The organism is Ramlibacter sp. 2FC, from assembly GCF_005503345.1.
Taxonomy (GTDB): Bacteria; Pseudomonadota; Gammaproteobacteria; order Burkholderiales; family Burkholderiaceae_C; genus SCMQ01.
Genome location: NZ_SCMM01000052.1, coordinates 18,538 through 31,074, shown reverse-complemented (window position 1 = coordinate 31,074; position 12,537 = coordinate 18,538). Strand labels below are relative to the sequence as shown.

The following is a 12,537-nucleotide window of genomic DNA, read 5'->3' as shown; positions in this document are numbered from 1 at the left end:
TCGATCAGGACGCTGCGCCTTCAGTTGAGCGTCGCACTCGCAGGCGCCCTGGGACATTGCCCGCATTGCGCCGCGGTTAGCGTCCGACTACGTTTGTGACACAGTAAGACTAGCGAAGCCGGATTCAATGGTGTTTCATAAGCACCCGCTCTATTCCCGGTTCGACAAGCTCTGCCGCCTACTCAATGGCGGACTCTCCTTTGCCGGGAACATAGTGCCAATTGGCATGAAAGAGACTTCGCTGCTCTACGAGTATTGGTGCTTTCTGAAAATCATCGGACTGCTTCGGGAACGCTTCGACTTGAAAGAGCAATCGGTGGTGCAGGTCAACCGACTGCGGACCACGGTGGCCCTGTCGAAAGGCAAGTCCTCCGCCATGCGCTTTGTCCACAAGCCGACCGGCAAGCCTCTTTACGTGGTCTACAACCGACTCTTCAACCGCTTGCCCACGATCGCCCAGAAGCCAGACAACGTCATCCAGTTCGCCAGTGAGGACAAGTTCTACATATTCGACGCTAAGTATCGAATCCAATTCGACGGGGACTACGTCAAGCTCTATGGCGGGCCGGGGCCAACGTCCGACGACGTGAACACCATGCACCGCTACCGCGACGCCATCGCGATTCCTCATCCGATGAAGCCGCAGGAATACAAGCAAGGCGTGGTTGCCGGTGCAGTAGTCCTATTCCCCTACCCCAACGAAGAGGCCTTCCGCGCGCACAAGTTCTACAAGAGCATCAACCAGGTTGAGATCGGCGGGCTGCCCTTCCTGCCAGGTGCGACGACCTTGGTCGCTGAAAAAATTGAGGCGTTGCTCTCGGCGGAATACCCCGATCCGCCGACTGTCAGTGCTCCGGCCTAAGCCCCGTCATCAAAGCTAGGGATGGGCTGTTGCCGCATCATTGGCAGCGCCCAAGCGCACCGTCCACGCCTGACTGTCAAGCACGCCGGCAACCAGCGGTCAACATGGGTTGTCCGGACGGATACCGCTCCACCGCCAGTCCGATCTCAAGACGGGTTCGCCAGCCATATATGGACGCCCCCTATGCCAAGCTCTCAATTCGTGACGACTCGAATGTAAAGATTACACCCGTACATTCTGACTTTCATTGCAACCTTTGAACTGCTATCCCTGATGGGTTGCGCTGGTTGACGCCTCGATCGCTTACACGCAATCTTGGTGCCCCGGCTGGCGCTACTGCAACGGCCCCTTGAGCCCAGCCGGCACGGGCAGCGGCAGCACGGCGATGCCTTCGTCGAGCAAGGCCTCGGTGTCCTCGCGCGAGGCCTGGCCGCGGATGTTGCGCTCCTCGGTCTCGCCGTAGTGGATGCGGCGCGCCTCTTCGGCGAATTTCTCGCCCACGTCTTCGGTGTTGGCCATCACATGGCGGACCATCTTGAGCCAGGCCGCCTGCCGCGCCGCGACCTTGGGGTCGGGCTCGGCCTGGGCGGGCGCACCCACTTCGGCCGCGCCCGCGGTGGCGCCCAGGTTCAGGCGCGGCGCGCTGGGCAGCTTGGCCACGGCGGTGTCGCCGCAGACCGGGCAGGCCACGAGCTGGCGCGCCAGCTGCGACCGGAAATCGTCTTCGGACGCGAACCAGCCTTCAAAGCCGTGCTGGTGCACGCACTGGAGGTTGAGCACCTTCATGCCGCCATTATCCTGCGCAGTTCAGGCCGGCGCTGCCTGCCAGTCCAATGCCCAGCGGCCGTCCAGCACATTCTGCAGCCACAGCGCACCGGTCAGGGTCTTGGCGTCGGTGACCCGGCCCTCGCGGCACCATTGCAGCAGGACCTCGGGCGTGGCGGTGAACACCTCGAGGAACTCGCCCGCGTCGAGCTCGCGCGCCCCCGCCTGCAGGCCGCGCGCGAACCAGATCTCGATGAACTCGGTGGAGTAGGCAATCACCGGGTGCAGCAGGCCGGCGCGCGCCCATTCGCGGGCGGTGTAGCCGGTCTCCTCGCGCAGCTCGCGCCGCGCGCAGACCCAGGGGTCCTCGCCGGGATCGAGCTTCCCGGCCGGGAATTCGATCATCACCTGCCCCACGGGGTAGCGGTACTGGCGCTCCAGCACCAGCTCAAGCGAGCCGTCGGCAGCCTCGAGCAGGGGAATCACCATCACCGCGCCGGGATGGACCACGTACTCGCGCGTGGTCTGGCTGCCGTCGGGCAGGCGCACGGTGTCGCGGAAGGCGTGCAGGAAATGGCCCTCGAACAGCTCCTGGCCGTCGATCTTGTGCTCTTGCAGGTCGCGCTGCGTCATGGCCTTGCTGCCTTCAGTGCGTCAGTGGCGGTGTCTGAGCAGGTAGCGGAACACGAAGCCGGGAAAGGCCAGGGTCAGGAACAGCGCCGCGGTGATGGCGTAGAACTCCCAGCGCTGCGGCGCGATCTGACCGGCCCGCTGCTCCAGCAGCAGGCCCAGGCCGCCGACCGCGAAATACCAGAACACCAGCTCGGCCGCGCGCAACGCCAGGGGCTTGGGGCGCGCCATGGGAAACACCGCCAGCAGGCGGTGGTTGAGAAACGGCAGGTTGGCGGCGCAGACGGCCGCCAGGATCACCAGCCAGATGGAGGCGGTTTGGGACACCCGGATGAGACCAGCAGTCCGCGCTCAGGTTCCCAGCATCTGCACGACGGCGCGCGCGCACAGGGTCATCAGCGCACCCGGCACGATGCCCAGCACCAGCACCAGCGCGCCGTTGAGCGAGAGCACCACGCGCACGTCGGCCGAGGCCGAGACGGTGGTCGCGGTGATCGGCTCGTCGAAGTACATGAGCTTGACGACGCGGATGTAGTAGAAGGCGCCGACCAGCGACATGAGCACGGCGAACACGGCCAGGGCGATGTAGAGGCTCTGGCCCGAGGCCACCAGGGCCTGCAGCACCGAGAGCTTGGCCTGGAAGCCGACCAACGGCGGGATGCCGGCCAGCGAGAACAGGCACACGGCCATCACGCCGGCGTACAGCGGGCTGCGCTGGTTGAGGCCGGCGAAGTCGGCGATCTCCTCGCTCTCGAAGCCTTCGCGCGCCAGCAGCAGGATGATGCCGAAGCTCGCCAGCGTGGTCAGCACGTAGGTGACCATGTAGAACATGGCCGAGCTGTAGGCGTTGGCGGCGGGCAGCGCGCTGCCGCCCACCACGCCGGCCATCAGGCCGAGCAGCACGAAGCCCATCTGCGCGATGGTCGAGTAGGCCAGCATGCGCTTGATGTTGGTCTGGGCGATGGCCGAGAGGTTGCCGATCACCAGCGAGGCGATGGCCAGCACGGTCAGCATCTGCTGCCAGTCGATGGCCAGCGGCAGCAGGCCCTCGACCAGCAGGCGGATCACGATGGCGAAGGCCGCCAGCTTGGGCGCGCCGCCTATCATCAGGGTCACGGCGGTGGGCGCGCCCTGGTAGACGTCGGGCACCCACATGTGGAAGGGCACGGCGCCGAGCTTGAAGGCCAGGCCGGCGACGATGAAGACCAGGCCGAAGATCAGCACCTGATGCTTGATCTGGCCCGAGGCCACGGCCTTGAACACGGCGCCGATCTCCAGCGAGCCGGTGGCGCCGTAGAGCATGGACAGGCCGTACAGCAGGAAGCCCGAGGCCAGCGCGCCGAGCACGAAGTACTTCATGGCCGCTTCGGTGGCCGTGGCGTTGTCGCGGCGCAGCGCGACCAGGGCATAGGCGGACAGCGTGAGCAGTTCCAGGCCCAGGTAGATGACCAGGAAGTTGTTGCCCGAGATCATGACGAACATGCCGAGCAGCGAGAACATGGCCAGGGTGAAGAACTCGCCGCCGCGCAGCATGTCGCGCTCGGCCGCGTAGGGGCGGCCGTAGACCAGGGTCACCATCATGGCCAGCGCGGCAAAGCACTTGAGCCAGTTGCCCATGGCGTCGCTGACCGTCAGGTTGCCGAAGCCGTACATGGTCGCGCCGCCCTGGGCGTACAGGGCCTGCAGCCCGGCCACCAGGGCCAGCGCCAGCAGGGTCAGCACGTAGGTCGCGGTGCGGCGCGGGCTTTTCACGCCCAGGTCGACCAGCGCGATCACGCAGGCCAGGACCAGCAGCACGATTTCGGGGAAGACCGTGATCCAGCTGAGTGTGTCAATCATCTCTATCTCTCGAATTCGGTGGGTCAGTTCAGCTTGGACAGGGCCACGTGACGCAGCAGGTCCGCCACCGAGGTCTCCATCACGTCGGTGAAGGGCTTGGGATGGATGCCCATGTAGAGCACGGCCACCGCCAGCAGCGACAGCATCAGGAACTCGCGCGCGTTGATGTCGTCCAGCACGCGCACGTCCTCGTTGGCCACCGGGCCGAGGTAGACGCGCTTGAACATCCACAGCGTGTAGGCCGCGCCGAAGATCAGCGCCGTGGAGGCCATCAGGCCCAGCCAGAAGTTGGCCTTCACCGCGCCCAGGATCACCATCCACTCGCCGACGAAACCGGCGGTGCCGGGCAGGCCGCAGTTGGCCATGGCGAACAGCAGCGCGAAGGCGGCGAACTTGGGCATGGTGTTGACCACGCCGCCGTAGCTGGCGATCTCGCGCGAATGGACCCGGTCATACAGCACGCCTATGCACAGGAACATGGCGCCCGAGACGAAGCCGTGGGCGATCATCTGCACCAGGCCGCCGGACACGCCCAGCGGATTGAAGATGAAGAAACCCAGGGTGACGAAGCCCATGTGCGCCACCGAGGAGTAGGCGACCAGCTTCTTCATGTCCTGCTGCACCATGGCGACCAGGCCCACGTAGATCACGGCGATCAGCGACAGCGCGATGACCAGCACCGCCCACTCGCGCGAGGCGTCGGGCGCGATCGGCATGGAAAAGCGCAGGAAGCCGTAGGCGCCGAGCTTGAGCATGATGGCGGCCAGCACGGCCGAGCCGCCGGTGGGCGCCTCGACGTGCACGTCGGGCAGCCAGGTGTGGACCGGCCACATCGGCACCTTCACGGCGAAGGCGGCGAAGAAGGCGAAGAACAGCAGGTTCTGCGCGGTGGCCGACAGGGGCAGCTTGTGCCAGGCCATGATGTCGAAGCTGCCGCCCGACTTGACGTACAGGAAGACGAGCGCCACCAGGGTCAGCAGCGAGCCCAGCAGCGTGTAGAGGAAGAACTTGAAGGCCGCGTAGATCTTGTTCGGCCCGCCCCAGACGCCGATGATCAGGTACATCGGGATCAGCGTGGCCTCGAAGAACACGTAGAACAGGATGCCGTCGAGCGCGGTGAACACGCCGATCATCAGGCCGCTCAGGATCAGGAAAGCCGCCATGTACTGGTTCACGCGGCTGGTGATCACCTCCCAGCCCGCGATCACCACGACCACGTTGATGAAGGCCGTGAGCAGCACGAACCACAGCGAGATGCCGTCGACGCCCAGGTGGTAGTGCACATTGAAGCGGTCGATCCAGGGCGCCTTCTCGACGAACTGCATGGCCGAGGTGCCGAGCTGGAAGCCGTCGTACAGCGGCAGCGTGACCAGGAAGCTGGCCAGCGCGCCGATCAGCGCGATCCAGCGCACCGCGCGGGCCTGATCGTCACGGCCCAGGGCCAGCAGCACGACGCCGAAAAAGATAGGCGTCCAGATGGCAAGACTCAACAATCCCATTTTTCTTGTTCTCCTTACTTGTTGAGCCAGACGAAGTAGGTCATGAGCACGAAGATGCCCAGGATCATGACCAGCGCATAGTGGTAGAGGTAGCCCGACTGGAACCAGCGCACCACGCCGGCGACCCGGCCGACCAGCTTCCAGGAGCCGTCGACCAGCAGGCCGTCGATCAGCGCACGGTCGCCGCCTTTCCACAGGCCTGTGCCCAGGGCGCGCGCGCCGCGCGCCAGGATGTGCTCGTTGATCCAGTCGAGGTAGTACTTGTTCTCCAGCAGGCTGTGGATCGGCTGGAAGGCGCGCTTGATCGCGGCCGGCAGGGCCGGGTTGATCATGTACATGTAGTAGGACAGGGCCACGCCGGCCAGCGCCAGCCAGAACGGGGCCGTGCTGAGGGCATGCAGGGCCATGGCCACCGGGCCGTGGAACAGCTCGCCCAGTTCGGCCATGGCGTGGTGCTTGTCGGCATTGACGAAGATCGCGTCCTTGAAGAACTCGCCGAACAGCATGGGCTGTATGGTCATGAAGCCGATCACGACCGAGGGGATGGCCAGCAGCAGCAGGGGCACCGTGACAACCCAGGGCGACTCGTGCGGCTTGTGGTGCTCGTCGCGGTGGTGGTGCGGGTCGGGCTCCTCGGCCTCGTCGTGGTCGTGCGCCTTGGGCTCCTGGTCGTAGCGCTCGGCGCCGTGGAACACCAGGAAGTACATGCGGAACGAGTAGAAGGCGGTGACGAACACGCCGGCCAGCACGGCGAAATGCGCGAAGCCGGCCGCCGGCAGGTGACTCTCGGCCACGGCCTCGATGATGCTGTCCTTGGAGTAGAAGCCGGAGAACAGCGGCGTGCCGATCAGTGCCAGCGAGCCCAGCAGCGAGGTGATCCAGGTGATGGGCATGTACTTACGCACGCCGCCCATCCAGCGGATGTCCTGGTTGTGGTGCATACCCATGATGACCGAACCGGCGCCGAGGAACAGCAGGGCCTTGAAGAAGGCGTGCGTCATCAGGTGGAACACGGCGACCGAGTAGGCCGAGGCGCCCAGCGCCACCGTCATGTAGCCCAGCTGCGACAGCGTGGAATAGGCCACCACGCGCTTGATGTCGTTCTGGATGATGCCCAGGAAGCCCATGAACAGCGCGGTGATCGCGCCGATCACGAGGATCAGGTTGAGCGCGGTGTCACTGAGCTCGAACAGCGGCGACATGCGCGCCACCATGAAGATGCCGGCCGTCACCATGGTGGCGGCGTGGATCAGCGCCGAGATCGGCGTCGGGCCTTCCATCGAGTCGGGCAGCCAGACATGCAGCGGGAACTGGGCCGACTTGCCCATGGCGCCGACGAACAGGCAGATGCAGATCACGGTGATCAACATCCAGTCGGTGCCGGGGAAGGCGATCTGCGAGAGCTCGCCGGCCTTGGCGAAGGTCTCGGCATAGTTGAGCGTGCCGGCATAGGCGGCCAGCAGGCCTATGCCCAGGATGAAGCCGAAGTCGCCCACGCGGTTGACCAGGAAGGCCTTCATGTTGGCGAAGATGGCGCTGGGCTTGTTGAACCAGAAGCCGATCAGCAGGTAGGACACCAAGCCCACGGCCTCCCAGCCGAAGAACAGCTGCAGCATGTTGTTGCTCATCACGAGCATCAGCATGGAGAAGGTGAACAGCGAGATGTAGGCGAAGAAGCGGTTGTAGCCCTCGTCCTCTTCCATGTAGCCTATGGTGTAGAGGTGCACCATCAGCGAGACGAAGGTCACCACGCACATCATCATGGCGGTGAGGCCGTCGACCAGGAAGCCGATCTCCATCTTGAGCCCGCCCACCACCATCCAGGTGTAGAGGGTCTCGTTGAGGCGCGCGCCGTCCAGCGCCACGCTCTTGAGCGTCATGGCCGAGATCACGAAGGCGACCAGCACGCCCAGGATGGTCAGGCTGTGCGAGACGCGGCGGCCGATCAAGTTACCGCCGAACGAGGTGCCCAGCACGCCGGCCAGCAGGGAGCCGACCAGGGGCGCCAGCGGCACCGCCAGCAGGGTCGAGGCAGAAAGGGTTTGGCTCATGTCAGACCGCCCGCAGGGCCGCCCCAAGGGCGGGATGCGCCCCCTCGGGGGGCAGCGAATACACGAAGTGAGGAGCGTGGGGGCACATGTGTTTAACCCTTGAGCGTGTTGAGTTCGTCCACGTTGATGCTGGACTTGTTGCGGAACAGCAGGACCAGGATGGCCAGGCCGATCGCCGACTCGGCGGCCGCCACCGTCAGGATGAAGAACACGAAGACCTGGCCATGCATGTCGCCCAGGTAGTGGGAGAAGGCCACGAAGTTCGTGTTCACCGCCAGCAGCATCAGCTCGATCGCCATCAGCAGCACGATGAGGTTGCGGCGGTTGAGGAAGATGCCGATCACGGCCAGCGCGAACAGCATCGCGCCCAGCGAAAGATAGTGTCCCAGCGTCAGTGTCATGCCTGCTTCTCCTCGTTGGCGGGCGCTGCGGCCTTCTGCGTGGCGGCCAGCGACACCAGGGAGACCCGGTCACGGGCGCGCACGCGGACCTGGTCGGCCGGGTTGACGGTCTTGGTGTCCTTGCGCTGGCGCAGGGTCAGCGCGATCGCGGCGAACATCGCCACCAGCAGGATGGCGGCCGCGACCTGGATCGGGTACAGGTACTCGGTGTAGAGCAGCTGGCCCAGGGCCTTGGTGTTGGAGTACGGCACGGCCTGGGCCGCGCCGGCGGCGGCAGCCGCCACGCGCGGTTCCTCGGCGACGCGGAAGCCGCCCATCAGCACGGCCGCCATCTCCAGCGCAACCAGCGCACCTATGGTCGCGGCCAGCGGGAAATGCCGCCAGAAACCCTTGCGTATGCTGTCCATGTTGAGGTCCAGCATCATCACCACGAACAGGAACAGCACCATCACGGCGCCCAGGTAGACCAGCACCAGCGTGATGGCCAGGAACTCGGCCTTGAGCAGCAGCCACAGGGCCGCCGCCTGCGAGAAGGCCAGCATGAGGAACAGCACGGCGTGCACGGTGTTGCGCGCCGTGATGACCCGGAAGGCCGCGAGCAGCAGCACGACCGAGAACAGGTAGAAGAAACCAGTCTTGACGTCCATGGGAGGATCTTTGTGTTGGGTGCGGGCCGGCGGGCAGCGACGCGTCAGCGGTACTTGGCGTCCGCCGCCTTGGCCGCGGAGATCTCTTTGGCGTAGCGGTCGCCCACGGCCAGCAGCATGTCCTTGGTGAAGTACAGGTCGCCGCGCTTTTCGCCGTGGTACTCGAGGATCTGGGTCTCGACGATGGCGTCCACCGGGCAGGCCTCCTCGCAGAAGCCGCAGAAGATGCACTTGGTCAGGTCGATGTCGTAGCGCGTGGTGCGGCGCGAGCCGTCGTCGCGCGCGTCGGACTCGATGGTGATCGCCACCGCCGGGCACACGGCCTCGCAGAGCTTGCAGGCGATGCAGCGCTCCTCGCCGTTGTCGTAGCGGCGCAGGGCGTGCAGGCCGCGAAAGCGCGGCGACAGGGGCGTCTTCTCCTCGGGGAACTGCACCGTGACCTTGCGCCTGAAGGCGTAGCGGCCGGTCAGGGCCATGCCCTTGAACAGTTCCACGAGCATGAAGCTCTTGAAGAAATCCTTGATCGAGAAGGGGGAAGCAGCGAAGGCAGCCATGTTTTTCCCTGCTTTAGTTCCAGATGTTCCAGGGCGTATGCATCCACACGCCGACGATCAGCAGCCACACCAGGGTGACGGGGATGAAGATCTTCCAGCCCAGGCGCATGATCTGGTCGTAGCGGAAGCGCGGGAAGGTGGCGCGGATCCAGATGAACATGGACACCACCAGGAAGGTCTTCAGGCCCAGCCAGATCCAGCCCGGGATGGCGTTGAACAGCGCGCTGTCGATCGGCGGCAGCCAGCCGCCGAGGAACATCAGCGCGGCCAGGATGGAGACCAGCCACATGCTGGCGTATTCGGCCAGGAAGAAGATCGCGAAGCCCATGCCCGAGTACTCGACCATGTGGCCGGCCACGATCTCGGCCTCGCCCTCGACCACGTCGAAGGGGTGGCGGTTGGTCTCGGCCACGCCGGAGATCAGGTAGACCAGGAAGATGGGCAGCAGCGGCAGCCAGTTCCAGGACAGGAAGCCCAGGCCCTGCGCGGCGGCCATGCCCTTGGCCTGGCCCATCACGATGTCGGTCAGGTTCATGCTGCCCGAGACCATGAGCACGACCACGAAGCAAAAGCCCATGGCGATCTCGTAGCTCACCATCTGCGCCGAGGCGCGCAGCGCGCCCAGGAAGGCGTACTTGGAGTTGGACGCCCAGCCGGCGATGATCACGCCGTAGACCTCGATCGAGGTGATGGCCATGACCAGCAGCAGGCCGGCGTTGATGTTGGCCAGCGCCACCTCGGGGCCAAACGGAATGGCCACCCAGGCTGCCAGCGCGGGCATGATGGCCATCACGGGGCCCAGGCGGAACAGACCACTGCTGGCCGCACTGGGGTTGATCAGCTCCTTGGTCAGCAGCTTGACCGCGTCGGCGATCGGCTGCAGCAGGCCGAAGGGGCCGACACGGTTCGGGCCATAGCGCACCTGCATGAAGCCGAGCAGCTTGCGCTCCCACAGCGTCAGGTAGGCGACGGCGCCCATCAGGGGCAGCAGCACCGCGACGATCTTGATCAGGATCCAGATCACGGGCCAGGCCAGGGCCATCCACCAGCCGGCGGCGACCAGGTTCAGGCCGCCGTTGTAGAGTGCGTCTATCATGCGGCGGCTCCTTCGCGGGCCAGGCGTGCGTCGGCCGTCAGCTGCAGCGAGGGCGCGCGGCGCACGATGCCGTCTAGCTCGTAGATGGCGGCCGTCACCGGCTCGGCCAGGTTGGCCGAGCGCAGGTCCACGGCGGCGCGCGTGGCGTTGCTCAGAAGCTCGGCCGGCACCTGGGCCAGCGCGCCCTCGGGCGCGCCGGTGGCCGCGGCCAGAACCTCCTGCGAGCTCTCGAAGGCAAAACCCTCCAGGCCCAGCAGGTTGGCCAGCACCCGCAGCACCTTCCAGGCCGGGCGGGTCTCGCCCTGCGGCTTGACCACCGCATGGAAGCTCTGCAGCCGCCCTTCGGCGTTGACGAAGCTGCCCGAGGTCTCGGTGAACGGCGCGATCGGCAGCAGCACGTCGCTGAACTCGAGGTTGGCCTTGAACGGGCTCAGGGTCACGACCATGTCGGCCTGCGCCAGGGCCTGGGCCGCGCCCTGCCCTGCCGCCGAATCGAACACCGGCTCGTTGGCCAGCAGCAGCGCGGCCTTGAGGCCGCCCGACAACATCTGGGAAGCGTCGAGTCCGCCCGCACCGGGCAGGGCATTGACCCACTGCGCGCCCACGGTGTTGGCGGCCTCGGTCAGGTAGCCGACGCTGGCGCCGGTCTGCGCGGCGATCCAGTTGGCCAGCGCCAGCAGGCTGGCGGCGCGGCCATGGTGCGCAGCCGCATTGCCCAGCAGCACGGCCTTGCGCTCGCCGCCGAGCAGGGACTGGGCGATGGAACGGGCAGCCTCGGTGGCCTGGCCGGCGGCCGGCGCAGCGACGCCCTTCTCTGCCGCGACGGCGGCGGCGATGTCGGCCAGGGCCTGGGCCCAGCCCGAGGACTCGACCAGCAGGCGGTTGGCCAGCGGCATGGCCCAGGCGTCGGGCGTGGCCAGCAGCGCGGGCGAAGTCAGGGCGCTCACGGCGCCGCCGCGGCGCACCGCCTGGCGGATGCGCAGGGCGAACAGCGGATGGTCCTTGCGCAGGTTGGCGCCGACCACCAGCACGCGCTGCAGCTGCGACAGCGAGGCGATCGAGGTGCCGAGCCACTGCACCGCAGGTGCGCTCTGGTCCACGCCTTCGGGCGCCTCGAACTCGGCGTGGCGCAGGCGGTGGTCTATGTTCTCGCTGCCCAGGCCGCGCACCAGGGCGCCGGCCAGGTACAGCTCTTCCAATGTGCTGTGCGGGCTGACCAGGGCGCCGATGCGCTGCGCGCCATGCTGGGCCTTGGCCAGCTTGAGGCCGTTGGCCACGTACTCCAGCGCGGTCTGCCAGTCGACCTCATGCCATTCGCCGCCCTGCTTGAGCATGGGGCGCTGCAGGCGCTCGTCGCCGTTGAGCGCTTCATAGGAGAAGCGGTCGCGGTCGGCGATCCAGCATTCGTTGACTTCCTCGTTCTCCAGCGGCACGACGCGCATGACCTTGCCATTCTTGACCTGCACGATCAGGTTGGCACCGGCGGAGTCGTGCGGGCTGACCGACTTGCGGCGCGACAGCTCCCAGGTGCGGGCGCTGTAGCGGAAGGGCTTGCTGGTCAGCGCGCCGACCGGGCACAGGTCGATCATGTTGCCCGAGAGCTCGGAGTCCACCGTGCTGCCGACGAAGGTCTCGATCTCGGAATGCTCGCCGCGGTGCGACATGCCCAGCTCCATGGCACCTGCCACTTCCTGGCCGAAGCGCACGCAGCGGGTGCAGTGGATGCAGCGGCTCATCTCCTCCATGGAGACCAGCGGGCCCACGTCCTTGTGGAACACCACGCGCTTTTCTTCCTCGTAGCGCGAGGCCGAGGCGCCGTAGCCCACGGCCAGGTCCTGCAGCTGGCATTCGCCGCCCTGGTCGCAGATCGGGCAGTCCAGCGGGTGGTTGATCAGCAGGAACTCCATGACCGACTGCTGGGCCTTGATGGCCTTGTCGCTCTTGGTGCGCACGATCATGCCCTGGGTGACGGGCGTGGCGCAGGCCGGCATGGGCTTGGGCGCCTTTTCCACGTCGACCAGGCACATGCGGCAGTTGGCCGCGATGGAGAGCTTCTTGTGGTAGCAGAAATGCGGAATGTAGGTGCCGGCTTTCTCGGCCGCATGCATGACCATGCTGCCTTCGGCAACTTCCACCTTCTGACCGTCGAGTTCGATTTCAATCATGTCGAGCCTTTCGCCGGGCCGCCCCAAG

General features: G+C 66.1%; 12 protein-coding genes. 1 reads left to right on the top strand and 11 read right to left on the bottom strand.

Features of this window, described 5'->3' with window-relative positions:
- The first annotated feature begins 226 nt into the window (after positions 1–226).
- Positions 227–862: a nuclease domain-containing protein gene (locus FFS10_RS18790; RefSeq protein WP_171016137.1), complete on the top strand. Its 636-nt coding sequence runs from the start codon at positions 227–229 to the stop codon at positions 860–862.
- A gap of 333 nt (positions 863–1,195) precedes the next feature.
- On the opposite strand, the gene FFS10_RS18785 is transcribed toward FFS10_RS18790, so the two are convergent.
- The 11 genes from FFS10_RS18785 to nuoG all read right to left on the bottom strand — a co-directional run bounded on the left by FFS10_RS18785 (position 1,196) and on the right by nuoG (position 12,509).
- Entirely contained in the window at positions 1,196–1,648 is a 453-nt protein-coding gene (locus FFS10_RS18785; protein ID WP_137896016.1) for a DUF1178 family protein, read from the bottom strand.
- A gap of 21 nt (positions 1,649–1,669) precedes the next feature.
- Entirely contained in the window at positions 1,670–2,260 is a 591-nt protein-coding gene (locus tag FFS10_RS18780) for an NUDIX domain-containing protein (RefSeq protein ID WP_137896013.1), read from the bottom strand.
- Positions 2,261–2,281: 21 nt separating this feature from the next.
- Entirely contained in the window at positions 2,282–2,584 is a 303-nt protein-coding gene (locus FFS10_RS18775) for a DUF2818 family protein (RefSeq protein ID WP_137896012.1), read from the bottom strand.
- 24 nt (positions 2,585–2,608) lie between these two features.
- Positions 2,609–4,096: an NADH-quinone oxidoreductase subunit NuoN gene (gene nuoN, locus FFS10_RS18770; protein WP_137896010.1), complete on the bottom strand. Its 1,488-nt coding sequence runs from the start codon at positions 4,094–4,096 to the stop codon at positions 2,609–2,611.
- A gap of 23 nt (positions 4,097–4,119) precedes the next feature.
- On the bottom strand, positions 4,120–5,595 hold the full coding sequence (locus FFS10_RS18765) for an NADH-quinone oxidoreductase subunit M (protein ID WP_137896008.1): 1,476 nt from the start codon (positions 5,593–5,595) through the stop codon (positions 4,120–4,122).
- Between the two features lie 14 nt (positions 5,596–5,609).
- A complete protein-coding gene (nuoL, locus tag FFS10_RS18760) occupies positions 5,610–7,646 on the bottom strand; it encodes an NADH-quinone oxidoreductase subunit L (RefSeq protein ID WP_137896006.1) in 2,037 nt (678 codons plus the stop codon).
- A 92-nt stretch (positions 7,647–7,738) separates the two neighbouring features.
- Positions 7,739–8,047 (bottom strand): NADH-quinone oxidoreductase subunit NuoK, encoded by a 309-nt coding sequence (nuoK, locus tag FFS10_RS18755; protein ID WP_137896004.1) that lies wholly within the window; start codon positions 8,045–8,047, stop codon positions 7,739–7,741.
- On the bottom strand, positions 8,044–8,694 hold the full coding sequence (locus tag FFS10_RS18750; RefSeq protein WP_137896002.1) for an NADH-quinone oxidoreductase subunit J: 651 nt from the start codon (positions 8,692–8,694) through the stop codon (positions 8,044–8,046). Before FFS10_RS18750 ends, nuoK begins: the two co-directional genes overlap by 4 nt.
- Positions 8,695–8,738: 44 nt before the next feature.
- Positions 8,739–9,248 carry an NADH-quinone oxidoreductase subunit NuoI gene (gene nuoI / locus FFS10_RS18745; protein ID WP_137896001.1) on the bottom strand — a complete coding sequence of 170 codons (510 nt, stop codon included), beginning with the start codon at positions 9,246–9,248 and terminating at the stop codon, positions 8,739–8,741.
- 13 nt (positions 9,249–9,261) lie between these two features.
- Positions 9,262–10,344 carry an NADH-quinone oxidoreductase subunit NuoH gene (gene nuoH, locus FFS10_RS18740; protein WP_137895999.1) on the bottom strand — a complete coding sequence of 361 codons (1,083 nt, stop codon included), beginning with the start codon at positions 10,342–10,344 and terminating at the stop codon, positions 9,262–9,264.
- Positions 10,341–12,509, bottom strand: coding sequence for an NADH-quinone oxidoreductase subunit NuoG (nuoG, locus tag FFS10_RS18735; RefSeq protein ID WP_137895996.1), 2,169 nt, complete (start codon positions 12,507–12,509; stop codon positions 10,341–10,343). Before nuoG ends, nuoH begins: the two co-directional genes overlap by 4 nt.
- Positions 12,510–12,537: the final 28 nt, after the last annotated feature.

Coding starts and splice junctions, on each gene's coding strand:
- nuoH (WP_137895999.1), bottom strand. CDS start 10,344: ATGATAGACGCACTCTACAACGGCGGCCTGAACCTGGTCGCCGCCGGC.
- nuoK (WP_137896004.1), bottom strand. CDS start 8,047: ATGACACTGACGCTGGGACACTATCTTTCGCTGGGCGCGATGCTGTTC.
- FFS10_RS18765 (WP_137896008.1), bottom strand. CDS start 5,595: ATGGGATTGTTGAGTCTTGCCATCTGGACGCCTATCTTTTTCGGCGTC.
- FFS10_RS18750 (WP_137896002.1), bottom strand. CDS start 8,694: ATGGACGTCAAGACTGGTTTCTTCTACCTGTTCTCGGTCGTGCTGCTG.
- FFS10_RS18780 (WP_137896013.1), bottom strand. CDS start 2,260: ATGACGCAGCGCGACCTGCAAGAGCACAAGATCGACGGCCAGGAGCTG.
- nuoG (WP_137895996.1), bottom strand. CDS start 12,509: ATGATTGAAATCGAACTCGACGGTCAGAAGGTGGAAGTTGCCGAAGGC.
- FFS10_RS18785 (WP_137896016.1), bottom strand. CDS start 1,648: ATGAAGGTGCTCAACCTCCAGTGCGTGCACCAGCACGGCTTTGAAGGC.
- nuoN (WP_137896010.1), bottom strand. CDS start 4,096: ATGATTGACACACTCAGCTGGATCACGGTCTTCCCCGAAATCGTGCTG.
- nuoL (WP_137896006.1), bottom strand. CDS start 7,646: ATGAGCCAAACCCTTTCTGCCTCGACCCTGCTGGCGGTGCCGCTGGCG.
- FFS10_RS18790 (WP_171016137.1), top strand. CDS start 227: ATGAAAGAGACTTCGCTGCTCTACGAGTATTGGTGCTTTCTGAAAATC.
- nuoI (WP_137896001.1), bottom strand. CDS start 9,248: ATGGCTGCCTTCGCTGCTTCCCCCTTCTCGATCAAGGATTTCTTCAAG.